This is a genomic window from Stenotrophomonas sp. TWI1151 (assembly GCF_039673135.1).
Lineage (GTDB): Bacteria > Pseudomonadota > Gammaproteobacteria > Xanthomonadales > Xanthomonadaceae > Stenotrophomonas.
Genome location: NZ_JBDJLA010000001.1, coordinates 687,052 through 712,781 on the forward strand (window position 1 = coordinate 687,052; position 25,730 = coordinate 712,781).

The 25,730-nt window shown below is 68.0% G+C and carries 22 protein-coding genes; 12 read left to right on the forward strand and 10 right to left on the reverse strand.

Going from position 1 to position 25,730, the window contains the following annotated elements:
* Nucleotides 1-77: 77 nt before the first annotated feature.
* Nucleotides 78-836: an SDR family NAD(P)-dependent oxidoreductase gene (locus ABE422_RS02975; RefSeq protein ID WP_313218590.1), complete on the reverse strand. Its 759-nt coding sequence runs from the start codon at nucleotides 834-836 to the stop codon at nucleotides 78-80.
* Nucleotides 837-1,044: 208 nt separating this feature from the next.
* Here ABE422_RS02975 and ABE422_RS02980 point away from each other — a divergent pair, with 208 nt between their 5' ends.
* A complete protein-coding gene (locus ABE422_RS02980) occupies nucleotides 1,045-2,139 on the forward strand; it encodes an alkene reductase (protein WP_313218592.1) in 1,095 nt (364 codons plus the stop codon).
* 11 nt (nucleotides 2,140-2,150) lie between these two features.
* Here ABE422_RS02980 and ABE422_RS02985 read toward each other — a convergent pair whose 3' ends face one another.
* The 4 genes from ABE422_RS02985 to ABE422_RS03000 all read right to left on the reverse strand — a co-directional run bounded on the left by ABE422_RS02985 (nucleotide 2,151) and on the right by ABE422_RS03000 (nucleotide 7,886).
* On the reverse strand, nucleotides 2,151-4,022 hold the full coding sequence (locus ABE422_RS02985; protein ID WP_346482431.1) for a hypothetical protein: 1,872 nt from the start codon (nucleotides 4,020-4,022) through the stop codon (nucleotides 2,151-2,153).
* A gap of 122 nt (nucleotides 4,023-4,144) precedes the next feature.
* The gene (locus tag ABE422_RS02990; RefSeq protein ID WP_346482432.1) at nucleotides 4,145-6,040 is read right to left on the reverse strand and encodes a CocE/NonD family hydrolase; all 1,896 of its coding nucleotides are present in this window, start codon (nucleotides 6,038-6,040) and stop codon (nucleotides 4,145-4,147) included.
* A 98-nt stretch (nucleotides 6,041-6,138) separates the two neighbouring features.
* Nucleotides 6,139-6,534: a hypothetical protein gene (locus ABE422_RS02995; protein WP_313212394.1), complete on the reverse strand. Its 396-nt coding sequence runs from the start codon at nucleotides 6,532-6,534 to the stop codon at nucleotides 6,139-6,141.
* Nucleotides 6,531-7,886 (reverse strand): MFS transporter, encoded by a 1,356-nt coding sequence (locus ABE422_RS03000; RefSeq protein WP_346482433.1) that lies wholly within the window; start codon nucleotides 7,884-7,886, stop codon nucleotides 6,531-6,533. The genes ABE422_RS02995 and ABE422_RS03000 overlap by 4 nt, the downstream gene beginning before the upstream one ends.
* A gap of 106 nt (nucleotides 7,887-7,992) precedes the next feature.
* Between ABE422_RS03000 and ABE422_RS03005 the strand changes: the two genes are divergently transcribed.
* Nucleotides 7,993-8,889 (forward strand): LysR family transcriptional regulator, encoded by an 897-nt coding sequence (locus tag ABE422_RS03005; protein WP_346482434.1) that lies wholly within the window; start codon nucleotides 7,993-7,995, stop codon nucleotides 8,887-8,889.
* A 100-nt stretch (nucleotides 8,890-8,989) separates the two neighbouring features.
* Here ABE422_RS03005 and ABE422_RS03010 read toward each other — a convergent pair whose 3' ends face one another.
* Together ABE422_RS03010 and ABE422_RS03015 are read right to left on the reverse strand one after the other, a co-directional pair.
* Complete coding sequence (locus ABE422_RS03010) at nucleotides 8,990-11,809, reverse strand: glycoside hydrolase family 3 C-terminal domain-containing protein (protein ID WP_346462549.1); 2,820 nt, start codon at nucleotides 11,807-11,809, stop codon at nucleotides 8,990-8,992.
* Between the two features lie 267 nt (nucleotides 11,810-12,076).
* Nucleotides 12,077-12,520, reverse strand: coding sequence for a helix-turn-helix domain-containing protein (locus ABE422_RS03015; protein ID WP_313218603.1), 444 nt, complete (start codon nucleotides 12,518-12,520; stop codon nucleotides 12,077-12,079).
* A 75-nt stretch (nucleotides 12,521-12,595) separates the two neighbouring features.
* Here ABE422_RS03015 and ABE422_RS03020 point away from each other — a divergent pair, with 75 nt between their 5' ends.
* The 10 genes from ABE422_RS03020 to ABE422_RS03065 all read left to right on the forward strand — a co-directional run bounded on the left by ABE422_RS03020 (nucleotide 12,596) and on the right by ABE422_RS03065 (nucleotide 23,203).
* Complete coding sequence (locus tag ABE422_RS03020; RefSeq protein ID WP_346482435.1) at nucleotides 12,596-13,942, forward strand: MFS transporter; 1,347 nt, start codon at nucleotides 12,596-12,598, stop codon at nucleotides 13,940-13,942.
* Nucleotides 13,864-14,298: a VOC family protein gene (locus ABE422_RS03025; RefSeq protein ID WP_313212388.1), complete on the forward strand. Its 435-nt coding sequence runs from the start codon at nucleotides 13,864-13,866 to the stop codon at nucleotides 14,296-14,298. Before ABE422_RS03020 ends, ABE422_RS03025 begins: the two co-directional genes overlap by 79 nt.
* 256 nt (nucleotides 14,299-14,554) lie before the next feature.
* A complete protein-coding gene (gene imuA / locus ABE422_RS03030) occupies nucleotides 14,555-15,172 on the forward strand; it encodes a translesion DNA synthesis-associated protein ImuA (RefSeq protein ID WP_088433373.1) in 618 nt (205 codons plus the stop codon).
* Between the two features lie 9 nt (nucleotides 15,173-15,181).
* Nucleotides 15,182-16,597 carry a DNA polymerase Y family protein gene (locus ABE422_RS03035; RefSeq protein WP_313212387.1) on the forward strand — a complete coding sequence of 472 codons (1,416 nt, stop codon included), beginning with the start codon at nucleotides 15,182-15,184 and terminating at the stop codon, nucleotides 16,595-16,597.
* Nucleotides 16,594-19,695 (forward strand): error-prone DNA polymerase, encoded by a 3,102-nt coding sequence (locus tag ABE422_RS03040; RefSeq protein WP_346482436.1) that lies wholly within the window; start codon nucleotides 16,594-16,596, stop codon nucleotides 19,693-19,695. Before ABE422_RS03035 ends, ABE422_RS03040 begins: the two co-directional genes overlap by 4 nt.
* 111 nt (nucleotides 19,696-19,806) lie before the next feature.
* Nucleotides 19,807-20,313 (forward strand): hypothetical protein, encoded by a 507-nt coding sequence (locus ABE422_RS03045; RefSeq protein ID WP_070470806.1) that lies wholly within the window; start codon nucleotides 19,807-19,809, stop codon nucleotides 20,311-20,313.
* Between the two features lie 111 nt (nucleotides 20,314-20,424).
* Nucleotides 20,425-21,192, forward strand: coding sequence for a YggS family pyridoxal phosphate-dependent enzyme (locus ABE422_RS03050; RefSeq protein ID WP_070470808.1), 768 nt, complete (start codon nucleotides 20,425-20,427; stop codon nucleotides 21,190-21,192).
* Entirely contained in the window at nucleotides 21,189-21,311 is a 123-nt protein-coding gene (locus tag ABE422_RS03055) for a hypothetical protein (RefSeq protein ID WP_302476400.1), read from the forward strand. The genes ABE422_RS03050 and ABE422_RS03055 overlap by 4 nt, the downstream gene beginning before the upstream one ends.
* A gap of 70 nt (nucleotides 21,312-21,381) precedes the next feature.
* Nucleotides 21,382-21,537 carry a hypothetical protein gene (locus ABE422_RS03060; RefSeq protein WP_167390404.1) on the forward strand — a complete coding sequence of 52 codons (156 nt, stop codon included), beginning with the start codon at nucleotides 21,382-21,384 and terminating at the stop codon, nucleotides 21,535-21,537.
* 358 nt (nucleotides 21,538-21,895) lie between these two features.
* Nucleotides 21,896-23,203, forward strand: coding sequence for a chloride channel protein (locus ABE422_RS03065; protein WP_070470811.1), 1,308 nt, complete (start codon nucleotides 21,896-21,898; stop codon nucleotides 23,201-23,203).
* 13 nt (nucleotides 23,204-23,216) lie between these two features.
* Here the strand turns inward: ABE422_RS03065 and ABE422_RS03070 are convergent, their stop codons facing one another.
* From ABE422_RS03070 to ABE422_RS03080, 3 genes are all read right to left on the reverse strand, one after another.
* On the reverse strand, nucleotides 23,217-24,203 hold the full coding sequence (locus ABE422_RS03070; protein ID WP_313212384.1) for an MDR family oxidoreductase: 987 nt from the start codon (nucleotides 24,201-24,203) through the stop codon (nucleotides 23,217-23,219).
* 86 nt (nucleotides 24,204-24,289) lie between these two features.
* Nucleotides 24,290-24,760 (reverse strand): lysozyme inhibitor LprI family protein, encoded by a 471-nt coding sequence (locus ABE422_RS03075; protein WP_346482437.1) that lies wholly within the window; start codon nucleotides 24,758-24,760, stop codon nucleotides 24,290-24,292.
* Between the two features lie 333 nt (nucleotides 24,761-25,093).
* Nucleotides 25,094-25,723, reverse strand: a complete 630-nt coding sequence (locus tag ABE422_RS03080; RefSeq protein WP_313212382.1) for a TetR/AcrR family transcriptional regulator — start codon at nucleotides 25,721-25,723, stop codon at nucleotides 25,094-25,096.
* Between the last annotated feature and the right edge of the window lie 7 nt (nucleotides 25,724-25,730).

Consider the following 25,730-nt stretch of genomic DNA (forward strand, 5'->3'; position numbering starts at 1 on the left):
GACGGAGCGTCGCAGACAAGGGCGTCTGAGGACCGTGAAGCCAACGGCAGGCCCCGGTGAGCCTGCCGTCGCGGGGCTTACTGCGCCAGGTACCCGCCATCGATGGCGTAGTACGTGCCGGTCGCAAAGCTGGCGTCCGCACTGGCCAGCCAGGCCACCAGCCCAGCGACTTCCTCCGGCGTGCCGAGCCGGCCGAGCGCGTGCTTGCTCTCCAGCGCCTGCTTCACCTTCGGGTCCATCTTGTCGAGCAACGGCGTGGCGATGAAACCGGGGCCCACGGCGTTGATGCGGATCTTGTCTGCGGCGTGTTCCCACGCGGCCGTCTGGGTCAGCCCGACCACACCGTGCTTGGCAGCCGCGTAGGCGGAGGAGTTGCCGAACCCCACCTGGCCCAGAATCGAGGCCATATTGATGATGCTGCCGCCGTTGCCCGCGCTGCGCATCGCCTGGATCTGCGCCCGCTGGCACAGGAACACGCTGTTGAGATTGACGTCGATGACGTTCTTCCAGCCGTCCACCGGGTAGTCGCCGCTGGCCGCCGACGGCCCGCCGATACCCGCGTTGTTCACTGCGATATCCAGCCCGCCGAGTTCCTCGACGGTCTGCTTCACGGCCGCTTCAACGGCGCTCTCGTCGGTGACGTTCAAGGCGATGCCGATCGACTTCACGCCTTTCCTGCGCAGCGCCTCGGCAGTCTTCTCCACGGCATCGGCCTTGAGGTCCCACACCGCCACCGCCGCGCCGGAATCGGCCAGCAGTTCGGCCACGGCCAGGCCGATGCCGGAGACGCCGCCGGTGACAATGGCGACCTTTCCCTTGAGTTGATAATCAATCATCGCGTTGTTCCTCGGGTTGGAATAAGGCTGCGGGCAGTGCCTGCCCATGCCTCGACCATACGCCGCGAAAACGTTACAGAACGTGCACAGCGTGCTCCGCAACAATCCTTCCCATCGCTGCAACGCACCTGCGCCTATGCTCGGGGTCGTACGCCTGCCTCCCTTCTTTCAGCGGCCGATGGCGGTCGCCCTCCCCCAAGGTAAACCCATGACAGACTCCAATGACGGCCAGTTGTTCTCCCCCACCCGTCTGGGGGCCATCGACGTCGCCAACCGCGTCGCGATGGCACCGCTGACACGCAACCGCGCGATCCGCGACCGCATCCCCAATCCGCTCGCCATCCAGTACTACGAGCAGCGCGCCAGCGCCGGCCTGATCATCGCCGAGGCCACCCAGATCAGCCCGATGGGCCAGGGCTATCTCGACACGCCCGGCATCTACAGCCAGGCCCAGATCGACGCCTGGAAAAAAGTTACCGATGCCGTCCACGCGCGCGGCGGAAAGATCGTGCTGCAGTTGTGGCATGTCGGCCGTATCTCGCATACCAGCCTTCTGCCGGAGGGCGAAGTCCCGGTGGCACCGAGTGCACTGCGCGCCAATGCCAAGACCTTCACCGCCGAGGGCTTTGAAGATGTCTCCGAGCCCCGCGCCCTGCGCCTGGATGAGATTCCCGGCCTGATCCAGGACTTCCGCCAGGCCGCGCGCAACGCGATCACCGCCGGCTTCGATGGCGTGGAAGTGCATGCCGCCAACGGCTACCTGATCGATCAGTTCCTCCGCGATGGCAGTAACCAGCGCACCGACGACTACGGTGGCAGCATCGAGAACCGCACCCGTCTGCTGGAGGAAGTGGTCCGCGCGATCGTCTCGGAAATCGGCGCCGACCGCACCGGTGTGCGCCTGTCGCCGGTGACACCGGCCAACGACGCTGCCGATTCCAACCCGCAGCCGCTGTTCGAACGCGCCGTCGAACGCCTGGATGCCATCGGCCCGCTGGCCTTCATCCATGTGATCGAAGGGGCGACCGGTGGCCCGCGTGACAACATCGCCTTCGACTACGCCGCCCTGCGCGCCAAGTTCAAGGGGGCCTGGATCGCCAACAACGGCTATGACCAGGCACGCGCGGAAGCGGCCGTGGCGTCGGGCTATGCCGACATGATCGCGTTCGGCCGCCCCTTCATCGCCAACCCGGATCTGGTCGAACGCTTCCGTCTCGGCGTAGCGCTGTCCGACCTGGACCAGGACACGCTGTACGGCGGCGGTGCGCACGGCTATACCGACTACCCCAGCGTTTCAGGCTGATCCGCGCGCGGTCACCGGTCGCGCATCGCATCGGTCACATCGCCGCCGGCAAGCACCGGCAGCAGCGCCCGGGGCAGCGTGCAGGGGCGCGTGGGCACACTGTCCACGCGCCACCCGCGCCCGAGCAGGATGCCCTTCCCCTTCGAGGGCGGGCCATTGCCGGGTGCCGGACAGCTGATGTCACTGAGCAGCACCTGTCCGTCGCGATCCAGCCATTGCTGGACGAAGTACTCACCCTCGGCAAAGCGCATGGTGCCGAGATTCAACAGCGTCAGCGGCTGACTCTCCACGTCCCCTTGCCAGGTGGACTGCAGTTCCACGCCGCTGAACAGCAGGCGTCGTCGCAGCAGCACCTGATGGTTGGCATCCAGCAGGACCAGTTCCTCATCGCCCCCGTCCAGATAGCGGCGCGTCCAGGTGCGGTCCGCGCCCCAGGGCAGGATATCGAAGCTCTCCGGCGGCGCCGGTTCGCTGCCATCGGCCAGCATCATGCCCAGCTTTCCGTCCCGGCGGAATACCACCCGGCTACCGTCCATGCGCACCACATCGTCGACGGGACGACCCACGATACGGCCACGCTCGAGGTTGTACAGGTGCTTGACGCCGGCGGCCTGATCCCGGAGCAACAGCAACGGCGGAGTGACGTGGTTTTCGTCGATGGCCATGTCGGCAGGCACCATGTAGGCCGTGCGTCCATCCCACCACAGGCGCGGTGAGGATTCGCTGCCAAACCTGCCGAGCAATCCAGTGCCGACGGCGTCGAACCGGGTCACGTCTGAAGGCGCGAACACGACCTCGCCATGGCAGTCCAGCACCGCTGCGGTCTCGGTCTGGGTGGGATGGCGCACGCGCCACGGCGGTGCCTGCCGCTGTTCGGCATCGGGTTCGTCGAGCACCGCTGCCAGCGCGGCCGGGGCGGCGGTGGGCGGGTGGGCGCCCTCCTTGTCCAGCACCTGCCAGCGGCCACCGCAGTAGTCCAGGCGGACGGTGCCACGCTGCGCGGCAAAGTGTCCGTCGGCCATCAGCCAGCCGGGCTCAGGCGTGTCGTCGGCGCTGCCGGTAGCGTGCCGATAGACCTGCTCGGGCCAGTCGCGCCGGCCTGCGGTACCGCCGTACTTTCGGTAGCGGGGATACAGGCCATCCTGCCGATAGCGGGCGATGTCCGTCGCCCTGCCCTGTGCATCCACCCGCCGCCACAGCTCGCCCTGACGCAGCCACCAGCCACCGTCGCTAACCGGCAACAGCGCGTCGATGTCATCGGAAAACACCGTCGTGCCGTTTTCATCCCGCACCTCGCAGTGCTCAGGCACCTGGACACTGCAAGCAACATACACGTGGCGGCCGGCGAAGGGCCCGGCCACCCACTGGACCTGTCGCTCGTCCAGTTCCATGACCGGGCGCCCTTGCAGGTCATGGAAACGCAGCGGACCACTGCGCGCGTTCCACAGCACGCGATCGGGCACCGCCAACGGCAGCCATTCGCCATCCTTCAGTGCCGGCAGGCGCACCTGCCCCAGCGCATCCACCACACCCCGGCCACCGACCGCCTCACCATCCGCCTGGATGAACGCCTCCCACACAGGATCACCGGGTGGGGCCTGCCGCAGCACGAACCGTTCGTGGTACTCGGTGTAGCCGCGGTCCTCGCGCAGCAGGCGTCCTGCATCGTCGTACCACTGCTGCGGCGTAGTGGGGCCCTGCGCGCGCATCCAGCGGTCGGCGGACAGCCGATGCATGCGCGCACCGTTGGGGGGCACCAGCAGACGGCCATCGACGGACACCAGCGCCTCGGCGCCGAAACTGTTGCCCAGCACGGTGAACGACTGCGCGGGCGCGCCGCCTGCCAGCGACATCAGCGCGCCGACCACGAACATCCTTTTCATCGGTCATATCAGGAAAAGCGGAGCTGCACGCTACCGCCTGTCCACGGACGATGCAATGCAACCGGAGCGGCCCCGCACGCGGCGTGCCAGCGCAGCCGCGAGGGAAAGCAGGCTGTGTCCGCTCAGTACACCGGCAATGAAATGAAACTGGCCTGCTGCGGCGCGTGCCAGATCTGCTGCGTCGCCTTCTGGTAATCGCCCGGCTTGGCCAGGTAGATATTCGGCACGAACGTCTGCGGATTGCGGTCATACAGCGGGAACAGGCTCGACTGGACCTGCACCATCACCCGATGGCCCGGCTGGAACACATGGTTCGCCGTTGGCAGGCCGAATCTATAGTCCAGCACCTGGTTGCCCGCGATCGCCTTCGGGTCGCTGAAGCTCTCGCGGTACCGGCCACGGAAGATCGCCATCGAGACCGACAGCTCGTACCCGCCCATCTCGGGCGTCGACGGCGTCTGGTCGGGATACACATCGATCAGCTTCACCACCCAGTCGCTGTCGCTGCCACTCGTCGCCGCCTGCAGATTGACCTGCGGCGCACCACCGATCCGCAGCGGCTCGGTCAAGGGCTCACTGACGAAGGTCAGCACGTCCGGCCGGCCGTCCACGAAGCGCTGATCCTTCACCAACCAGCTCGTCCACATATCGCGGTCAGCGAACCGCACCGGGCGCGACACGAACGGCACCGGCTTGGCTGGATCGGACACATACGCCTCGAACGTCGCCTCTCCCGCCTGCGGTGCTTCGAAGGACAGCTTGCCGCCCGCGCGCAGATACAGCGGCCTGGATTGGGCCACGCTGCGCGGCCACTGCTGCAGCTTGTCCCACTGGTTTTCGCCGGTGTTGTAGATCAGTACCGGCGGCGTCTGCGCCTTGGGCGCGCCATCCACGAGGTACTGATCGAAGAACGGCTTGAGCACATCGCGGCGGAACTGCAGCGCGGTGTCGCCGTCGAACTTCAAGGCGCCCAGGCTGCTGCCGTCGTAGTTGACCTGGCTGTGCCGCCACGGCCCCATCACCAGATAGTTCAGTGTGTTGCCGGTGTCACGCGGCTCCATCGTCGCATAGCTGTGCACCGCGCCCCACATGTCTTCCTGGTCCCACAGCCCCTGCAGCCACATGGTGGGTACCTTCAACTCGGTCTTGGCCATGCGCGCGTCCAGCGCCTGCTCCTGCCAGAACGCGTCGTAGCTGGGGTGTTCGATCAGCTTGTGCCACCACGGCAACTGATCCAGGCCATTGGCCTTGGCGTAGTCCCCGGCCGAGCCGGCGCGCAGGAAGGTCGTGTAGTCGTCGTAGCCCACGCTGGGAATCGACGGCCCCTTGCCGCGCTTGGCCAGCTGACCGGTGAAATAGCCGAAATTGACCTGCCGGAACGCACCGTAGTTGAGCCAGTCATCGCCCATCCAGCCATCGATCATCGGGCTCTGCGGCGCGGCCACCTTCAATGCCGGGTGCGGGTTGGTCAGCGCCATCACCACGGTGAAACCCTCATAGGACGAGCCCAGCATGCCGACCTTGCCGTTGCTTTCGGGCACATGCTTGACCAGCCAATCGATGGTGTCCCATGCGTCGGTCGCGTGGTCCACCTTCGTGGTGTTGAGCGGCCCGCGCAGCGGCCGGGTCATCACATAATCGCCCTCGGAGCCGTACTTGCCGCGGATGTCCTGGAACACCCGGATGTAACCGCCATCAACGAACACCTCATCCCCCTGCGGCAGGATGTCGCGCATGTTCGGCGAATCCATGCGCTTGGCACGGTTGGCGGCATCGTACGGGGTACGGGTCAGCAGGATCGGCGCGTTCCTGGCGCCCTTGGGCACCACGATCACCGTGTAGAGTTTCGTTCCGTCACGCATCGGCACCATCACCACGCGCTTGTCGTAGTTGTCCTGCGCCGTGGGCGTCACGAAGCCCTTGGCGGGAATGTCCGGGGTCATCGGCGAGGTCTGCGCCGACACACTGGCCGCAACCATCAGACTCAACAACGCAACTGGCAATACACGCACACGCATGGGGCTCTCCCGGCAGTGATGGCAACTCCCGCAGCCTAGCGCCGCAGGCGCGGCCCCGGTAGATGCCGATCGGCCTGTTCCGTGGCCTTTTCGCGCATTCAGCTGCCAACCACCGTTTCGTGCAAAGCCTGCCAGCGCAGCGTGCCGTCCGGGCGGCTCACGAGGACAGCCAAGGCCTCACGTCGATGGCCGGTGCCATCCGCACCGATCTGATCCTCGCGATAGCGCACCGCGCAGGCGGCTGGCGCGAGCGGCAGGTACTGCAGTGCATCGACCGTGATCCGCAACCCGGGCCGGCTGCCATGGGCGGCGGCGAAGAAGCCGGCCAGCGCGGGCGTGTCCAGGCGGACGCCACGGATCCCGACCATGCTGAAGTCCTCGCTGAAGTGGGCCAGCAGTGTGTGCAACGCAGCCACCGGCGAGCGCCCGGTGAACCAGTCTTCGATCAGCACATGCAGGTCATGGATCTCGTTGAAGGCAAGCGTGTCATTCATGGGGAGGTTCTCAAGGCAAGGGAAGACGCCGGCAGGCGCCATAGCAGAAGCATCGGCAGCAGGCTCATGGCCGCCGCCAGCATCAGGGTGAGCGGAAACGCGTGCGCTGGCAGCACGGACGACAGCACTGCCAGCACACAGGCCAGCAGCGCGGCGGCCAGACAGAAACTGAGTTGACGGTTGAGATTCCACAGCGCACTGCCCGGCAGCAGCTCCGCGTCCGCCAGCCTCTGGAACGCGAGCGTCTGTGCGCTGCTGCTGCACAGGCTCCCGCCCAGGCCCATCAGTGCGAAGGCCAGCACCGGCAGCCACGGCTGGCTGGCCTGTATGCCGATCAACAGCGCGATGCCGACCGCCTGGCATCCCATGCCGGCCGTCAACAGCGGGCGCGCCCCGATGCGTGGCAGCCAGTGCCGTGTGGTGGCGATGGCGCAGGCCGAGGCGATCGCCCACGGCAGCATGAAGCCGCCGATGGCTGCGGCGCCGTAGCCCTGGCGATGCAGCAGCAGCGTGGCCACCAGCTGGGTGCCGATGAACGTACCGGGCACCAGCAGATAGACCAGCATCGCCAGCCGCAGCGAGGCATGCCGCAGCAGCGACCACTGCAGGACCGGATGATCCGTACGGCGTGCACTGCGGGCATACGACGCCAGCACCAGGGTGGCGACCACGAGCAGGCCCGCGCCCAGCATCCACTGCCCCGGCTCTGCCAGCAGGCTCAGCGCGACCAGCAACACGCTCAGGCCCAGTGAGCCGAGCAACAGCCCGCGACGGTCCAGCGCAGGTACGGCCACCGGCGCACGCGGGCGTACCCACGCGGCCGCCAGCGCGAAGGCCACCATGGCCAGCGGCACACTGACCAGCAGCACGCCGCGCCATGAGCCCCACTCCACCAGCACACCGCCCAGTGTGGGGGACAGCGCCGGCACCAGCAGCGCCACCGCCATGATGCGGGCGGTCAGGCGCGCGCGGTCGGCCGGTGGGCATTCGCGGTAGGCCATCGCCTGCCCGACCGGAATCAGCAGTCCGCCGCCCAGCCCCTGCAGCAGCCGCCAGCCGATCAACCCCTCGATGCTGGCCGCGGTGCCCGCCAGTACCGCGCCCACCGTGAACAACGCCAGCGAGACGCACAGCACCCGGCGTTCGCCAAGACGCGCCGCCAGCCAGCTGCCCAGCGGAATGACCAGGGTCAGACCAAGCATGTAGGCATTGCCGATCCACGCCAGCTGGGGCACGGACGCGTGCAGCTCGGTGGCGATGGCCGGATACGCGACGGTACCGATGAACATGTTCACCAGGTCCAGCGAGAATCCCAGCAGGTACAACGTTTCCACCCTGGCCCGGTATGTCATGCGGCGCTCCGATTGCGAGGCGGCAGCATGCGCGTTGGCGGCGGCTGGATATACAGGCAACCGGATGCAAGACTGTCAAACCTTTTTTGACAGTCAGAGCGCCGCCATGGTCAGCCTGGACCGCTTCGAGACCTTCAAGGCGATTGTCGACGCCGGCAGCCTGACCGCTGCCGCGCAGCGCCTCGGCCAGAGCCGCGCCGTGGTGAGCTTCAACCTCAAGCGACTGGAACAGGAACTGGGCGTGACGCTGCTGGTGCGCAATACGCGCAGCCTGGCGCTGACCGAGGCCGGCGAACGCTTTTACCAGCACTGCACTGCCCTGTTGACGACTGCCGAGCTGGCGATCGAGGAGGCACGCAGCGAACAGCTGCAGCTGCGTGGCACGCTGCGGCTGACCACCACGCCGGAGTATGCGATCGCCCGGGTCGTGCCGGTGCTGGAATCATTCCGCGCCCTGCATCCGGAGCTGCGCCTGCACCTGTCCAGCTCATCGGCGCCGGCGGACCTGATTCCCGAGCGGTTCGATCTGGCGATCCGGTTGGGGCGCCTGCAGGACTCGCAGCTGCGCGCGACCCTGCTGGACGAACACGCGCTGTGCGCGGTCGCCGCGCCGTCGTTGTTGTCCACGCTGCCCGATGATGCCGCGCGCGATGACCCGGACTGGATCCGCACGCTGCCACGATTGGGGTATCCGCGCCTGGCGGATCTACCGCTGGTGGCGCCCGATGGCAGCGACCAGGTGTTTGCCTGCAACCCCGCCCATGCGGTGGTCACGGTCGACAACGCATCCACGCTGCGCGCCTTCGCGCTGGCCGGGGCCGGCGCGACCGTGTTGCCGCAGTGGTTGATCGATGACGATCTGGCGCAGGGCCGGCTGCTGCCGATCCTGCGCCGTCATCGCTTCCCGCGCCAGGGCGTATATGCGGTGTTTCCGAACACCGCCCAGCCCTCGCGCCGGGTCCGGCTGCTGCTGGCGCACCTGCGCGAGCACCTGCCGGGGTGAGCGGTGGCACGACCACCGGTCGTGCCCCACCCCGTAACGCGCGTTGCGTCCGATCCGCGGCCGGTACCGCCCGTGGGTCGGTACCGGCGCGTTCGTCAGCTCAGCGGACGACCTGCTCGGCCAGCTCCAGCGGCACGCGCTGCACCGGTGCATTGGCCGCGCGCGAGAGCTGCACTTCGTACTGCCCACCGGCGATCTTCCACTGCTTGGCGGCGGTATCGAAGCTGGCCAGCGTCTTCGGCTCGGCTTCGATGCGGATCCGGCGGCTTTCGCCCGGCTGCAGCGTCACCTTCTGGAAGCCGATCAGGCGGATCGGAGTGGTGCTGCCCTGCGGCAGCTGCAGGTACAGCTGCGGCACATCCGCACCGGCGACCTTGCCGGTGTTGCGCACGTCCACGCTGGCGACCACACGCTGGCCTTCCACGACCACCTGCAGGTTGTCGTAGCCGAAGCTGGTGTAGGACAGGCCATGGCCGAACGCGTACTGCGGGGTCAGGCCCTTGGCGGCGAACCACTTGTAGCCGACGTTGGCGCCTTCGATGTCGTAATCGATGGTGTCATCCGGCTTGTTCTTCGGGTTGAAGCCCAGGCCATTGACGTGCGGGCGCGGCAGCTGGCTGACATCGGTCGGCCAGGTCACCGGCAGGCGACCGGACGGATTGACCTTGCCGGTCAGCAGCGCGGCGATGCCTTCACCGCCCCGGATGCCCGGGTACCAGGCCTGCAGGATGGCCGGCACCTGCTGCAGCCACGGCAGCTCGACCGGACCATTGGTTTCCAGCACCACCACGGTCTTCGGGTTGGCCTTGGCCACACCGGCGATCAGCTTGTCCTGGTTGTCCGGCAGCTGCATGTGCGGCAGATCGACCGATTCGGCCGACCACTGCGTGGCGAACACGATGGCCACATCGGCGGCTGCGGCAGCGCGCGCGGCGGCGGCCACATCGCGGCCATCCACGTAATCGATGCGTGCATCCGGACGCTCGGCACGCAGCGCTTCCAGCGGCGAGGACGGGTGGAAGATCACCGGGCCCGGCCAGGTGGTCGGCATCACGCCCGGCACCGCATTGGTGCCCCGCGCGGTCCAACCCACCATCGAAGAACCGCCGCCGCCGATCACGCCCTTGTCGGCATGGCCACCGATGATGACGATGCGCTGCACGTCCTTGCCCAGCGGCAGCAGATCATCGGCATTGCGCAGCAGCACGCTGCCTTCTTCAACGGTACGCTGCGCGGCGTGGAAGCCGGCCTCATCGTCGATCGGCTCATGCACCGGCGGCAGATCGAAATTGCCGTGCGCGAACATGGTGCGCAGGATGCGGCCGACCATGTCGTCCAGGCGCGCCTGCGGCACCACGCCACCGGCCACGGCCAGGCGCAGCGGTTCGTCGAAATAGACCGCCTTGTCGAACACTTCACCGGCCGACTGCTGGTCCAGGCCGGCCAGCGCCGCCTTGGAGCCGCTGTGCACGCCACCCCAGTCGGACATCACGAAACCGGGGAACTTCCATTCCTGCTTGAGCACCTCGTTCATGAGGTAATCGTGTTCGCAGCCGTAGGTGCCGTTGATGCGGTTGTACGAGCACATCGCCGAACCGGGCTTGCCGATGTCCATGGCGATCTCGAACGCCAGCAGGTCCGATTCGCGCATCGCCTGCTCGCCGATCTCGGCACTGTGGAAATTGCGCGAGGTCTCCATGTCGTTGAGCGCGAAGTGCTTCATCGTGGAGATGACGTGCTGGCTCTGCACGCCGCGAATCGACTCACCGACCAGCACACCGGCCAGCAGGGGATCTTCACCGGCGTATTCGAAATTGCGGCCATTGCGCGGATCGCGCTGCAGGTTGACGCTGCCGGCCAACAGGATGTTGAAGCGCTGCTGCCAGGCTTCGCGACCCATGGTGGCACCGCCAGCGAAGGCGATATCCGGGTTCCAGCTGGAGGCCGTGGACGGGCCGGACGGCATCGCGGTGGCGTGGTCACCCTTGCGCAGGCCGCCCGGATTGGTCACGCCAACACCGGCATCGGCCGACTGCTGCGCCGGAATGCCCAGACGCGGGACGCCCGGCACGAAACCGGCCGAACCCACCGCGCCCTCCGGCAGCGGACCGCCATCCTTGCCCAGCCCGAAGTAGCTGTGCAGCATCTGGAACTTCTCATCCACGGTCATCTGCGCGACCAGGGCCTTGGCGCGGGCATCGGCGTTCAGGCCGGTGTCCATCCACGGCGTGTCGCCACCGACCGGCGCGGCATAGCCCAGGGTCAGCAGCGTGGCGGCGGTGGTGCCCTTCTTGCCGTCATGGGTGCGCAGCTTGATCGCCGCCGACGTGGCCGACTGGAAGCCATCGCTGAAGTAGCTTTCATTGGCTTCCAGCGCGACACGCGAAGGATCGAAGCCCGCGGTGGTGGCCGCATCGGCGCTGACCGCGCCCAGCAGCACGGCCGGCGCGCCCAGGCGCGAACCGGTGACCAGCGGCGGCAGTGCCGCGGCATCGGCGGCGCTGGTGTACAGCGCGACCACGTGGCGGCCATCGTTGAGGCGCAGGTAGTTCAGCGACGGCTGCTCGGTGCCCGATTCGGCCTCGATCGGCAGGCGGGTGAGCACGACACTGCCGGTCTGCTGCGCGGCGGCCGGATCGGCGGTCACGAAACGATAGTGATAACCCAGCGCATCGGCCAGGCCCTGCAGTGGGTCCACGCGGTCCGCGCGGCGCTCCACGTTGCGCACGGTCACTGCATCGACCTGCAGCTGCTCCAGCTGCGCGGCGACCACGGCGGCGTCCAGGTCACCCGGGGTCTGTTCCAGGGTCAGCACGGTGAACGCGTCGGTGGTGGCGGCCGGGGCAGCAGCCCAGGCGGAAGCGCTCAGCGAGAGCGCGATGGCGGCCGTCAGGGCCAGGGGCTTTGAAATCGTTTTCATGAGCGGACGAAACACCTTTGCTTGCGCAATAAATCCAGGGAGTCTTGCCGCAGAAGGGTGCAGCGCCATGTCGGCGGGAACCACGCGCGGGCGCGCGGAACCGTTTACAACGCAAGGCGATGACGGCTACGTCCAGGCCCCTCCGCCCGTCGTGACAGCCGCACCACCCGGGAGCCCGTGACCGGCGCCCCACCCGGAAGAGTGGGCGAGCGTGTTCATGCCTGTCAACAGGATGCTTACATTTGAGACACCGCAACCCGCGCGAAATCAGGGTGACGGGGGCTTCATCACCCGGGTGTCGGCACCCTCAACCACCTGCCCACGCTGGTCGCGCGGCTGCATCGGCGCCAACGGCAGCCCATCGCTGTCGGCTTGCAGCACCGAGCGTGGCTCGCCGGGCGCGAACAGGAAGGCCTCGCCCCATTGGCGCAGCGCCACCACCAGCGGGAACAGCGCGCGACCGCGCTCGGTGAGCACATATTCCTGATAGCTGCGGCCTTCGCCCAGCGGCTGCTGCGTCAGCACGTCCGCCTCCAGCAAGGCCTGCAGGCGCTGGCTGAGCATGCTGCGCGACATCCCCAGGCGGCGCTGGAAATCGCTGAAGCGACGCACCCCGTCGAAGGCCTCGCGCACGATCAGCAGCGACCAACGGTCACCGACCAGATCCAGCGCGCGCCCCACCGGGCAGGGGGTAGTGGCATCGGTTGTCATGTGCGGCCTCCTTTCGAGGTTTCATTTTAGAACCACATACTCCAGAATCAACCGGTTCTGTTTTGAGACTACATCATGCCGCTCCCTGCCTCCGCCTCGCGGGCATCCACCTCCCCGCTCCCCTCCGCCTTGCTGATGCTGTTCGCCTGCGCCGCCGGTTTGAGCGTGGCCAATGTCTATTACGCCCAGCCCTTGCTGGATGCCCTGGCCGCCGATCTCCAGATCAGTACGGCCCGCATCGGCGCGGTGATCGCCGCCACCCAGCTGGGTTCGGTGGCGGCGCTGCTGTGGGTGGTGCCACTGGGTGACCGCGTGGACCGCCGCCGCCTGATCGCGATCCAGACCATTGGCCTGGTGCTGGCCCTGCTGGCCGTCGCGCTGGCGGCGCAGGCCTGGAGTCTGTTGCTGGGCATGCTCGCAGTGGGCCTGCTCGGCACCGCGATGACCCAGGGGTTGATCGCCTATGCCGCCGCCGCTGCAGGCGTGCACGAGCGTGGCCGCGTGGTTGGTGCCGCACAGGCGGGCGTGGTGGTCGGGTTGTTGTTGGCACGCGTCGTGGCCGGCGCAGTCGCCGATCTGGGCGGATGGCGGGCGGTGTACCTGCTCTCGGCGGCGCTGATGGTGGTGACAGGCGCGTTGTTGTGGGCGTGTCTGCCACGTCTGCCGGCCTCGACTGCATCCACCGCACGCACCGGGTTGATCGCCTTGCTGCGGCAACAGCCCGTGCTGCGCCAGCGCGGCGTGCTGGGCCTGCTGCTGTTCACCGTGTTCGGCCTGTTCTGGAGCAGCATGAGCCTGCCGCTGGGCGCGCCGCCGTATGCGCTCAGCCACACCGGCATCGGCGCTTTCGCGCTGGTCGGCCTGCTCGGTGCGTTGGCGGCGGCACGCAGTGGGCACTGGAGTGACCGGGGCCATGCCGGGCGGGTCACCACCGGCGCCCTGTGGCTGATGCTGCTGAGCTGGCTGCCGATCGCCGCGATGTCCCACCACCTGGGCTGGCTGGTGCTCGGCGTGCTGCTGCTGGATCTGGCGGTGCAGGCGCTGCACGTGACCAACCAGAGTCGGATTCTGGCCGCAGCCCCGCACGCGCAGGCGCAGGTGATCGCCGCCTACATGCTGTTCTACGCTGCCGGCAGTGGGCTGGGGGCGCTGGCCGGCAGTGCGTTGTATGCCGCGTTCGGCTGGCCCGGGGTCTGCATGGCGGGTGCCAGTGTGTCGCTGCTCGCGCTGGTGGTGTGGTGGGCGATGCCGGGTTATCACGCCATCACCGGTGGTCATGAGCCCTGCCCGGTTCCGGGCGGATCGCGGCTCGATAATGACCGCTCACGTCCCGGAGCCGCCGCATGCCCCCACACCGCCACTTCGATCAACTCTGGCGCGACCGCAACGACACCTCCCGGCAACGCAGCCCGCGGGTGCTGATCCGGGTGTTCGTCGGCCCGGGCGAACTGGAAGCACGGGTGGCGTTCTACGAGCAGTTGCAGGGCCTGGTCGCCGATGCGGGCTTTCCGTTCCCCGAGGCCGGCCTGCGCCTGGCGATGGTCGGGGCATTCCTGCTGATCGAGGGCGCGCCGGACAAGCTGGCTCCGTTCACCTCCACCACCGGCACGCTGCTGGTGGATGACGTGCAGCCCTATTACGACCGGCTGGTGGCGGCCGGGGCGCAGATCATCTTTCCACTGCAGGTCGTGCCCACCGGCGCGGCCTTCAACGCCGTGCATCCGGACGGCACCGTGGTCGAGTACGTGCACCACCGGCCCGATCCGCAGGGGCGCTGAGTAGATCCTCGCCATGCGTGGATGCCCTCCATCACGCGCGTGGCCATCCCATCTGGCGCGCTGCCATTCCGCTCTCCTGAAGCATTCATCACCCTCAACCGGTTCGGAATCCGGCCGCCGAATTCGTTAGCATTTTTACTAATTGCGGGTAGGATTGTCGGTCTCAGCCTTTGACACGCGTGCTGCCGATACTCGCCGCCATGCCCTTGTTTCCTGCCCGTTTCCGCCTGCTCCAGCCCTGCCGGGAGGCCCGCTGATGGGCGCCGTGCTGGCCCTGGACCGGCTGCTGGAAACCCGCCGGGTCTGGCGGGGGCAGCCGCGTGCGGCCTTCCCCGAGGTGGCCCCGCACCCGACCGGCCACCCGGCGCTGGATGCCCGACTGCCCGGCGGTGGCTGGCCGCCCTCGGCGCTGTCGGAGGTGCTGCTGGCCTCGCCCGGGGTCGGTGAGCTGGCCCTGGTCTGGCCGACGCTGGCGCGGCTGAGCCAGCAACAGCAGACCGTGGTGCTGATCGCCCCGCCGCACCTGCCGCATGCCCCGGCCTGGGCCCGCGCCGGGCTGGCACTGAACCAGGTGCAGGTGGTCCAGGCCAGCCCGCGCGATGCCTTGTGGGCCGCCGAGCAATGCCTGCGCTCGGCCGCATGTGCGGCGGTGCTGTGCTGGCCGCAGCAGGCCGATGACCGCGCGCTGCGCCGGCTGCAGGTGGCGGCCGAAACCGGCCAGTGCCTGGGGTTTTCCTTCCGGGATGCCCGGCATGCGCGCAACCCCTCCCCGGCCGCGCTGCGCCTGCAGCTCGACGATGGCCAGGTGCGGGTGCTCAAGTGCCGCGGCGGGCTGGCACCGGCGCAGCCGCTGCCGCTGGCCGTGGCTCATTGAGCCGCCGCCGTGGACTGGGCCTGCCTGCTGCTGCCGCACCTGGCGCTGGATGCCGCCCTGCGCCAGCAACCGGACCCGGCCGCGCCGCTGGTGCTGGTCACCGGCCCGGCGCAGCGACGCGTGCTGCATGCGGTCAGTCCCTCGGCCCGGCAGCTCGGGCTGCGCCGCGGCATGCTGCTCTCAGCTGCGCAGGTGCTCACCCGCGACATGCTCACCGTGGAGTACGACCCGCGCGCCGAACAGGCCACCCGCCAGCTGTTGGCCAGTTGGCTGTACGGCATCAGCTCGCAGGTCAGCCTGGATTTCCCGCACGCGCTGGCACTGGAAATCCGGGCCAGCCGCGCGCTGTTTGGTGATTGGCCGAAGGTCGAGCAGCGGTTGACCCGTGGCCTGACCGAACTGGGTTTCCGCCACCGGCTGGTGGCCGCACCGAATCCGCATGCCGCCAGCGTGCTGGCCCGCGTGCATGGCCGGCTCGGCGTGGGTGCGCACCAGGTGGAGGCGGCGCTGGCCCAGGTGCCGATCGAACGCAGCGGGTTGCCGGCCGAGGCGGTCACGGTGCTGGCGCGCTCGGGGTTGCGCACGCTGGGCGCGGCGTTCGGCCTGCCGCGCGAGAGCCTGGCCCGGCGCTTCCCGCCGCAGGTGCTGGCGCACCTGGATGCGCTGCGCGGGATCAGCACGCCGCCGCTGCGCTATTTCCAGCCGCCGGACCGCTTCGATGCGCGCATCGAGTTCGAGTACGAGGTCGAGTCCACCCAGGCCATGCTGTTCCCGTTGCGGCGCCTGACCGCCGATCTGGCCGCATTCCTGTGCTCGCGCGATGGCGGCGTGCTGCAGTTCGATCTGTGGTTCGAGCACGAACACCACCCCGATACGCGCCTCTCGATCGGCCTGCTCGCGCCCGAGCGCGAACCGGCGATGCTGTTCGAACTGGCCCGCAACCGTGTGGATCATCTGCAGTTGCCAGCGGGCAGCCGCGGCCTGCGCCTGCAGGCCGAGCAACTGCCGCCGTTCGTCCCGGCCGCACGCGATCTGTTCGACCCGCGCCCGCAGCAGGCGATGCCGTGGGAGCAGCTGCGCGAGCGTCTTCGCGCCCGGCTCGGCGATGACGCTGTGCAGGGGCTGGGGCTGCGTGCCGACCATCGGCCCGAACGCGCGACCGGTGACGCCCAGGGCGCGCCCAAGCCCCCGCCCCCGGTGCTGCCGATGCGCCCGGGCTGGCTGCTGGCCCAGCCGCAGGCGCTGCAGGATCCGCACCTGCGCATCCTGTCTGGGCCGGAGCGGATCGAATCGGGCTGGTGGGATGCCGGCGACATCCGCCGCGACTATTACGTCATCGAAACGCCGCAAGGCCAGCGCGGCTGGGCGTATACCGCCGCCGATGCACGCAGCGGACCGTTCATGCTGCACGGCTGGTTCGCATGAGCGCACCGCTGCCCGGATACGCCGAGCTGCATTGCCTGTCGGCCTTCAGTTTCCAGCGCGGCGCGTCCATCGCCGAGGAGTTGTTCGCGCGTGCCAAGGGCCAGGGCTACCACGCGCTGGCGATCACCGATGAGTGCTCGCTGGCCGGTATCGTGCGCGCCTGGCAGGCTGCGAAGAAGCACGCACTGCCCCTGATCACCGGTGCCGAATTCCAGCTGGAGGACGGCCCGAAACTGGTGCTGCTGTGCACCGACCAGGGCAGCTACGCCGCGCTGTGCCAGTTGATCACGACCTGCCGCCGGCGCGCGCCCAAGGGCGAGTACCGCTGCCTGCGCAGCGACATCGAACCGCTGCACGCCGGCCTGCTGTGCCTGTGGGCAGACCCTGCCCCGGGCATCGAGGATGCGCAGTGGCTGCAAGCCTGCTTTCCGCAGCGGCTGTGGCTGGCCGTTGAACTGCACCGCGAGGCCGATGATCGCGCGCGCCTGCAGCGCCTGCGTCGTTTCGGCCGCGACCGGGGCATTCCACTGGTGGCCAGCGGCGATGTGCACATGCACGTGCGCCGCCGCCGCGCGCTGCAGGACACCCTCACCGCAATCCGCCACCACTGCACGCTCGGCGAGGCAGGCTGGCGGTTGTTCCCCAACGGCGAGCGTCACCTGCGCACCCGCCAGGCCCTGGCCACGCTGTACCCGCCCGAGCTGCTGGCCGAGACCCTGCGCATCGCCGAGCGCTGCCACTTCGATCTCAAGCAACTGAAGTACACCTACCCGCGCGAACTGGTACCGGCCGGCCACGACCCGGCCAGCTGGCTGCGGGTGCTGGTGGAAGAAGGCATGCAATGGCGTTGGCCCGCGGGCGAGACGCCCCAGCAGCGCCACCAGATCGAACACGAACTGGCGCTGATCCACACCAAGCAGTACGAGTCGTACTTCCTGACCGTGCACGACATCGTGCGCTTCGCGCGCCGGCAGCAGATCCTCTGCCAGGGCCGTGGCTCGGCCGCCAATTCCTCGGTGTGCTACGTACTGGGCGTGACCGAGATCGACCCCAGCGAGATGGAGCTGCTGTTCGAGCGCTTCATTTCCGCCGAACGCGACGAGCCGCCGGATATCGACATCGACTTCGAACACGAACGCCGCGAGGAAGTGCTGCAGTACGTGTTCAACCGCTACGGCCGCGAACGCGCCGCCTTGACTGCCGTGGCGATCAGCTACCGGGGCCGCAGCGCGGTACGCGATGTGGCGCGGGTGCTTGGCCTGCCGCCGGACCAGGTCAACGAACTGGCCGCCTGCCTGGACCGCTGGAGCAGCCATGAGCCGCTGCCGGAGGCCTTGCGTGAGCGCGGCTTCGATCCGGAGACCCCGCTGATGCGGCGGGTGGTGGCGCTGACCAGTGAACTGGTCGATTTTCCACGCCACCTGTCCCAGCACCCCGGCGGCTTCGTGATCTCCGAACACCCCCTGTCCACGATGGTGCCGGTGGAAAACGCGGCCATGGCCAACCGCACGGTGATCCAGTGGGACAAGGACGACCTGGATGTCACCGGCCTGATGAAGGTCGACTGCCTGGCGCTGGGCATGCTCACCGCGGTACGCAAATGCCTGGCGATGCTGGAAGCGCATGGCGGACCGACGATGACCATGGCGAAGATTCCGCAGGGCGATGAGCCCACCTACGACATGATCTGCCGCGCCGACACCCTGGGCGTGTTCCAGATCGAGTCCCGCGCCCAGATGGCGATGCTGCCGCGCATGCAGCCGCGCTGTTTCTACGACCTGGTGATCGAAGTGGCGATCGTGCGCCCCGGCCCGATCCAGGGCGACATGGTCCACCCGTATCTGAACCGACGGAAGAAGCTCAAGGAAGAAGGCATCGAAGAGATCGACTACCCACCCGCGCTGGAGAAGGTCTTCAAACGCACCCTGGGCGTGCCGCTGTTCCAGGAACAGGTGATGCAGCTGGCGGTCGCCGCCGCCGGCTTCAGCCCCGGCCAGGCTGACGCACTGCGCCGCTCGATGGCCGCCTGGAAGCGCCACGGTGGGCTGGAGCCGCACCGCGACAAACTGCTCGCCGGCATGGCCGCCAACGGCTACAGCCGCGAATACGGTGAGCGCCTGTTCGAGCAGATCAAGGGCTTCGGCAGTTATGGCTTCCCGGAAAGCCACGCGGCCAGCTTCGCGCTGATCACCTATGTCAGCTGCTGGCTCAAGTGCCATCACCCCTCCGCATTCGCCGCCAGCCTGATCAACAGCCAGCCGCTGGGGTTCTATACCCCGGACCAGATCCTGCAGGACGCGCGCCGTCATGGCGTGCCAGTGCTGCCGGTGGATGTGCGCTATAGCGACTGGGACTGCACGCTGGTGCCGCCCACCTCGCCAGGCCGGCCATTTGGCATCCGGCTGGGGCTGCGCCTGGTCGATGGCTTCAGCGAGGCGGTCGCCACCGGCGTGGTGCAGGCGCGCCACCGTTCGCCCTTTGAGAGCGTGGCCGACCTGAGCCAGCGCGCACAGCTGGACCGTCGCCACCAGGGCCTGCTGGCCGATGCCGGTGCACTCAAGGGCCTGAGCGGCCATCGCCATCGCGCGCGCTGGGACGTCTCCGGCGTGGAAAAGCCGCTGCCGCTGTTCGACATGGCCCGCGCCACCGCCGAAGCCGCCGTCGCGCTGCCGCTGCCCAGCGCGTTCGAGGACATGCAGGCCGATTACAACACCACCGGCACCACGCTGGGCCGGCACATGGTCTCCTTCATCCGCAGCCAGCTGCGCCAGCGCCGCTGCCACCGCTCCGACGAACTGGCCGCCCTGCCGCACGGGCGCAGCGTGCGGTTTGCCGGGCTGGTACGCATGCGCCAGCGCCCGCAGACTGCCAGCGGGGTCACCTTCCTCACCCTGGAAGACGAATGCGGCATGGTCAATGCAGTGGTCTGGCGCAAAATCGCCGACCGCCAGCATCGCGTGCTGGTTGAAGCGCAACTGATGCAGATCGACGGCCGGCTCGAGCGCGTGGACGGCGTGCAGCACCTGATCGTCCGCCAGATGCACAACATCGACACCCTGATCGACGGCGTGCGTACCCACAGCCGCGATTTCCGCTGAGCCATCCCGTGACCAACCTCACGCTCTGAATGTAATCCCAGACTTTTCCGACTGGTGCCGTGAAGGGCGTATCCGGTATGGTCGCAGCCTTCCAAGGATCCGGAGAACCCCATGTCGCGCGCGCTGACCGTCACCACGCTGGTCGTTTCCAGCCTCGCCCTGATCGTTTCCGGTTGGACCGCGCTGCGCCTGCACCAGAGCCAGTCCGAGGAGCGTGTCATCACCGCCCGTGGCGTGGTGATCCGCGATGCCAGTGGCCAGGCGCGGGTGATTCTCGGCGCCCCCGTCCCCGATCCGCTCACCAAGGGCATCACCCAGGGGCCGCGTGCGTCACCGCTGTCAGGCCTGATCCTGCTGGGCGCCGATGGCTCCGAGCGTGGCGGCTACGGCACCGCCGATGTCGGCGACGAGGCCATCCTCACCTTGGACGATGCCACCGGCACCACCGAGGTATTCAAGGTCACCGCCAACCCGGATCGCGGCGCCACCCTGGTCGTCAAACACCAGAACAGCACCGGCGCGATGCTGACCTCCTGGCAGGGCAAACCGGAACTGATCTTCCTCAACGACGACGAACAGACGCACTACGTCAGCCCGAACGCCGCCGCCGCGCCCTGACATCGGCGGGCGGTGATTTTCGGGTAGCGCTATGACAACCTGTCCGTTGTTACGGGACCGCCCTGCTGGCGCGCCGACGCGCCGCAGCCGTCCCCGCTTCCGGAGCTCCCCATGCCCATCGCTGCCCCCACCTGGCCCCAGGCCACCACTGTCGACGAGATCCGCCACAACCTGGCGATGGTCCGCGAACGCATCGCCCGCGCCTGCGCACTGGCCGGCCGCGACCCGGCCGGCGTGCGCCTGCTGCCGGTCAGCAAGACCGTCGATGAGGCCCGCCTGCGCCTGGCGTGGGAGGCCGGCTGCCATGAGCTGGGCGAGAACAAGGTGCAGGAAGCCCAGCGCAAGGCGGCGGCGATGGCCGACCTGCCCGGCCTGCGCTGGTCGGTGATCGGCCACCTGCAGACCAACAAGGCACGTGACGTCGCACGCTTCGCCAGCGAGTTCCAGGCGCTGGACAGCCTGCGCGTGGCACAGGCGCTGGATCAGCGGCTGGAACTGGAGCAGCGCACGCTGGATGTGTTCGTGCAGGTCAACACCTCGGGCGAAGACAGCAAGTACGGCCTGGACCCGATCGAGGTCGCCGACTTCGTGCAGCAGTTGCCAGCGTTTCCGAATCTGCATGTGCGCGGGTTGATGACCCTGGCGGTGTTCTCCCCGGATCCGGAACAGGTGCGCCCGTGCTTTGCGCGCCTGCGCGAACTGCGCGACCGGCTGCGCCCCACCCTGCCGACGGGCATCAGCCTGGAGGAGCTCTCCATGGGCATGTCAGGTGATGTCGAGATCGCCATCGAAGAAGGCGCGACCGTGGTGCGCGTGGGCCAGGCCATCTTCGGCGCGCGTTCGACGCCGGACAGTGTTTACTGGCCGACCCCGACATGAGCGGCTATCGCCTGCAATCGCAGCAGGCGGTCGGTGAGCAGCGGCGGCTGCACAGTGGTCCGGATGGACTGAAGGTGCTGAGCAGCGAGGCGGTTTATCGGGATATCCCTGCGCCATGAACGGGCGCACCCCGGATTCACTTCAGCGCACCCATCGCACGCCGATGCGCCGGCCGACACCGGATGTGCCATGCTCGCCTCCGTTGCAACCCACCTGGAGAGCGTCGCCATGGCCAAAGGCCTGAACAAACAGAAAGAGCAGAAGAAGAAACCTGCCAAGACCGCCAAGGAAAAGAAGGCGGAAAAGAACGAAAAGAAGACCACCCGCGGTTTCGCCCCGGTCTGACCGGCGGCACCTCCGCTTACATCGCGGGCATCATGGGAGTGCGGCCACACCACGGTGTCCCGCAGCTCCTCCCGATGTCATCGCGCAACCACCGGGCGGAAGTCCAGCGGGCTCATCGCCGTGACCGCCCTGAAATGGGCATGGAAGCTCGAGCGACTCATGCACGCAACGCGCGCCACCTCATCGGTACGCCAGACACCGCTGAAATTCGCCCGGATCCACACGATCGCGCGGACACTCGCGGCACGTAAACCCGCAGCGTGCCTGACCGGGCACCGCGCGGGCACCCGCGCTTGAAAGCGCAAACCGACAGATTCGGTGAAGAGGACCGGCGAATCACCGTGGGATAATTCGCCCCATGACCTCGCCAGACCCTCAACGCCCTCTCCTGTCCAGGGATGCGTGGAAGCGCCGTGCGGCCCTGTGGGGCGGTGCCGTGGCTGTCGCCCTGGTCGCGATCGTGTTTGCCAAGGCCAGCGATGCGGCCTTCCGGGTCTTCCAGTCGATCATCGCCCAGTCGATCTGGTGGGCGCTGCTGCTCACCCCAACCGTGTTCGCGCTGTTGGCGTGGCTGACCAGTGGTGCGCTCAAGCCCACCCGCGGCAGCGGCATTCCGCAGGTGATCGCGGCCCTGGAGATCCCGACGCCCACGTTCCGGCGTGACAATCTCTCGCTGGGCGTATCGGCCGGCAAACTCGCCTTGACCACGCTGTCGTTGCTCGGGGGCGCCTCGGTCGGCCGTGAGGGCCCTACCGTGCACGTCGGTGCCAGCGTGATGTACATGTTCGGGCGATGGTTCGGGTTCCGCGATCCGAAAGAGCTGTCCCACTTTCTGCTCGCCGGTGGCGCAGCCGGCATCGCGGCGGCCTTCAATACCCCGCTGGCGGGCATCGTGTTTGCCATCGAAGAACTCAGCGGCCGCTTCGAGCACCGCTTCTCCGGCACGCTGCTCACCGCGGTCATCGTGGGTGGCGTGGTGTCGCTGGGCCTGCTCGGCAACTACACGTACTTCGGCAAGGTGACTGCCACGTTGCCGCTGGGGCAGGCCTGGCTGGCGATCGTGCTGTGCGGCACCGTCGCGGGACTGCTTGGCGGCCTGTTCGCCAAAGCCGTGCTGCTGACCATGGAAGGCAGGCCACGCTGGCTGGGCACGCTGCGCCAGCGCCATCCGGTCCTGCTGGCGGCGCTGTGCGGGCTCGCCCTGGTGCTGCTGGGCGCCGCCTTTGGCGCAGGGGCCTTCGGCACCGGCTACGAGCAGGCCAAGGGACTGGTGCAGGGAGCGCCCTCGGTGGGTCACGAGTTCGGCCTGATGAAGCTGGTCGCCAATCTGGTCTCTTACGTCGCCGGTATTCCCGGCGGCCTGTTCTCGCCCGCCCTGGCCGTCGGCGCCGGGCTCGGCCACAACCTCGCCGCCCTCATGCCTTCGGTCGATGAACGCATCTTCGTGCTGCTGGGGATGTGTGCCTACCTGACCGGCGTCACCCAGGCACCGTTGACCTCGGCGGTCATCTCGCTGGAGCTGACCGACAGCAGCGATATGCTGCTGCCCATTCTGGCCACCGTGCTGATCGCGCGCGGCGTCTCCGGCCTGGTGTGCCGCGTGCCGATCTACAAGGCCATGGCCGAACAGCTGGTCAAGCAGCTGCCTGGCCCCCACCCGGCTTAGTGCCGCGACAGGATCACGCGTTGACGTCGACCACAGTGCGGCCCTGTACACGCCCCTGCAGCACCTGGTCGGCCAGCGCCGGCACCTCGGCCAGCCCGATCATCTGCGTGGTGCGCGCCAGCTTGCCCAGGTCCAGATCGGTAGCCAGGCGCGTCCAGGCCTGCTCGCGCGCGGCGTAAGGCGCGTTGACCGAGTCGATGCCGGCGAGCGTCACGTTGCGCAGGATGAAAGGCAGCACCGAACCCGGCAGATCCGCGCCTTGGGCCAATCCGAAGGCCGCCACCACGCCACGATAGCGCGTCTGCGCCAGCACATTGGCCAACGTGTGGCTGCCCACCGCGTCGATCGCACCGGCCCAGCGTTCCTTGGCGATCGGTGCACCTGGCGCGGACAAGGTCGCCCGATCGATGATCTCGGCCGCACCCAGCGCCTTGAGATACGCGGACTCCTCCAGCCGACCCGTCGATGCAACCACCCGATAGCCCAGCGTGGACAGCAGTGCGATCGCGATGGAGCCGGCGCCGCCGTTGGCCCCGGTGACCAGGATATCGCCGTGATCGGGACTCACCCCGCCGTGCTCGAGTGCCAGTACCGAGAGCATCGCGGTGTAGCCGGCGGTACCGACCGCCATCGCATCGCGGCTGGAAAATGCCGCGGGAATCTTCACCAGCCACTCGCCGGGCACGCGCGCCTTCTGCGCATAGCCTCCGTGGTGGGTCTGGCTCAAACCCCAGCCGTTGACCAGCACGCGATCGCCCGGGGCAAACCCGGGGTGGGTCGACGTTTCAACCACACCGGCCAGATCGATACCGGGAATCAGCGGAAACGTGCGGATCACCGGCGAGCGCCCGCTCAGCGCGAGGGCGTCCTTGTAATTCACCGTGGAGTACTCCACGGCAACGGTGACGTCGCCGGGCATCAGATCCTGCTCGGTCAGCGGGACGACACCGGCCGCGATGGTATCGCCGGTCTTGGTCGCAAGGAGGGCGTTGAAGGACATGGGATCTCCGGTTCCTGTGCATGAGGGACAGTGCAGACAGGACCAGTGTGCGCACCTGGCCGTACCGACGCGTTAAACGGCCCCGGCTAGCGCCCGCTCATGGGATAGGACCCGGCGCACACGTCACCCTCCTCGACCCCGCCAACCCAGGCCTTGAGCTGCTTGATCCGATCCAGGGTCAGCTGCTCGTATTCAACGCTCTGGCACATCGGCAGCACGCTCCCATAGTCGTCTGGAGACGGATACCGCGCCGCGATCTGGGCATCGCGGAACACCAGCCAGGCGCGCTGGGCTGCCTTGAACCGTTCCAGGAACACCGTGTCCTGGGCATTGAGCGCCAGCACCTTGGCATAGATCCGATTGAGCTCGGCATCGGCGCGCTGCGCGCTGTTGCTGGCACATTGGTTGAGCCCGGCCTGCGACTGGTTCGGGCTGTCGCAGGCCATGCCATCGGAGGTATGCGGTGACGCCACGGCCCCGACAGCTGCCTTGGGTGCCTGGGCGTATGTCGCCCCCACCGGGGCCAGCGCGCAGACAAGGAGAAGCGAAGGAAGCATGCGCATTGGATCCGCTCCACACGGGACAGCGGGGAGGCCGCCACAGGCGGATTAACCGCGCCGATCCGTGAAATCCACGTGACTGCGCTTGCTTCCCCAGCACGGTTGCAATCGTGGCTGCCAGCAGCGCCCGCTACGTGTGTCGGCGTCTTCGGGCGTGCGGCCGCGCGCGATGTCGTGCTGCCGCAACCACGCGGTGATCGCCGCACGGGTCTGCCTGTCGTGCCGGCGCAGCACCTGGGCAATCACCGGATCGCGATGCGCTTCGGCGGTGATCTCCGCATACAGCGCGACATTGGCGATGGCATTGCCACGGTGAAGTTGTCCACCGGCTCAGCCGCGCTTCTTCGGGCGCACGGATGGTCTTCGAGCGCCGACCATCGCCAGACAATCCTCCACCACAGCCGCACTGAATGCCGCCGCATCCTGCTCCGGTGTCGCGATCAAGTCATCGGTTGCGCCATGCACACCGGCATAGATCAACGAGGCCGTCACCCTGGGACTGGGCAGCTGCCATAGCCCGGATGCCACCCCCACTTCCAGGATGCCCTGCAACTGCTGAAGGAGCGCATTCCGCTCGCGGTTGGCTCGATCAAGATGATGATGGTTGGCGTACACCACGTCGTGCACGGCATGGGTCCGGGCATAGAGGGCGATGCTCGCTTCGATCCAGGCGCGCAGGCGAGCCTCTCCATCATCCGCCGGATGCTCTTGCATCGCCTGCTCCAGTGCGTCCACGAAGCGCTGCGTGTAGCGCTCCGCCAGGGCTCTCAGTACATCCGTTTTTGAAGCGAAGTAGGTATAGAACGTGCCCTTGGCCACATCGGCGGCAGCGACGATCTCGCTGATCGTCGTCTGTTCCACCCCGCGCGACAGGAACAGCGTCTCGGCCGCATCCATCAGTTCTTCGAGACGGATGGAGGCGGGTTTGGTGCGTGGCCTGGCCGGGGCTGGGGTCTGCATCGTGGGT

Excerpts from the sequence above, each read along its gene's own strand:
- ABE422_RS03025 (WP_313212388.1), top strand. The coding sequence starts at position 13,864 with ATGCCCCCACACCGCCACTTCGATCAACTCTGGCGCGACCGCAACGAC.
- ABE422_RS03055 (WP_302476400.1), top strand. The coding sequence starts at position 21,189 with ATGAGCGGCTATCGCCTGCAATCGCAGCAGGCGGTCGGTGAGCAGCGG.
- ABE422_RS03080 (WP_313212382.1), bottom strand. The coding sequence starts at position 25,723 with ATGCAGACCCCAGCCCCGGCCAGGCCACGCACCAAACCCGCCTCCATC.
- ABE422_RS03010 (WP_346462549.1), bottom strand. The coding sequence starts at position 11,809 with ATGAAAACGATTTCAAAGCCCCTGGCCCTGACGGCCGCCATCGCGCTC.
- imuA (WP_088433373.1), top strand. The coding sequence starts at position 14,555 with ATGGGCGCCGTGCTGGCCCTGGACCGGCTGCTGGAAACCCGCCGGGTC.
- ABE422_RS02990 (WP_346482432.1), bottom strand. The coding sequence starts at position 6,040 with ATGCGTGTGCGTGTATTGCCAGTTGCGTTGTTGAGTCTGATGGTTGCG.
- ABE422_RS03045 (WP_070470806.1), top strand. The coding sequence starts at position 19,807 with ATGTCGCGCGCGCTGACCGTCACCACGCTGGTCGTTTCCAGCCTCGCC.
- ABE422_RS03040 (WP_346482436.1), top strand. The coding sequence starts at position 16,594 with ATGAGCGCACCGCTGCCCGGATACGCCGAGCTGCATTGCCTGTCGGCC.
- ABE422_RS02980 (WP_313218592.1), top strand. The coding sequence starts at position 1,045 with ATGACAGACTCCAATGACGGCCAGTTGTTCTCCCCCACCCGTCTGGGG.
- ABE422_RS03060 (WP_167390404.1), top strand. The coding sequence starts at position 21,382 with ATGCTCGCCTCCGTTGCAACCCACCTGGAGAGCGTCGCCATGGCCAAA.
- ABE422_RS03020 (WP_346482435.1), top strand. The coding sequence starts at position 12,596 with ATGCCGCTCCCTGCCTCCGCCTCGCGGGCATCCACCTCCCCGCTCCCC.
- ABE422_RS03005 (WP_346482434.1), top strand. The coding sequence starts at position 7,993 with ATGGTCAGCCTGGACCGCTTCGAGACCTTCAAGGCGATTGTCGACGCC.
- ABE422_RS03075 (WP_346482437.1), bottom strand. The coding sequence starts at position 24,760 with ATGCTTCCTTCGCTTCTCCTTGTCTGCGCGCTGGCCCCGGTGGGGGCG.
- ABE422_RS03000 (WP_346482433.1), bottom strand. The coding sequence starts at position 7,886 with ATGACATACCGGGCCAGGGTGGAAACGTTGTACCTGCTGGGATTCTCG.
- ABE422_RS02995 (WP_313212394.1), bottom strand. The coding sequence starts at position 6,534 with ATGAATGACACGCTTGCCTTCAACGAGATCCATGACCTGCATGTGCTG.
- ABE422_RS03050 (WP_070470808.1), top strand. The coding sequence starts at position 20,425 with ATGCCCATCGCTGCCCCCACCTGGCCCCAGGCCACCACTGTCGACGAG.
- ABE422_RS03065 (WP_070470811.1), top strand. The coding sequence starts at position 21,896 with ATGACCTCGCCAGACCCTCAACGCCCTCTCCTGTCCAGGGATGCGTGG.
- ABE422_RS03070 (WP_313212384.1), bottom strand. The coding sequence starts at position 24,203 with ATGTCCTTCAACGCCCTCCTTGCGACCAAGACCGGCGATACCATCGCG.
- ABE422_RS03015 (WP_313218603.1), bottom strand. The coding sequence starts at position 12,520 with ATGACAACCGATGCCACTACCCCCTGCCCGGTGGGGCGCGCGCTGGAT.
- ABE422_RS02985 (WP_346482431.1), bottom strand. The coding sequence starts at position 4,022 with ATGAAAAGGATGTTCGTGGTCGGCGCGCTGATGTCGCTGGCAGGCGGC.
- ABE422_RS02975 (WP_313218590.1), bottom strand. The coding sequence starts at position 836 with ATGATTGATTATCAACTCAAGGGAAAGGTCGCCATTGTCACCGGCGGC.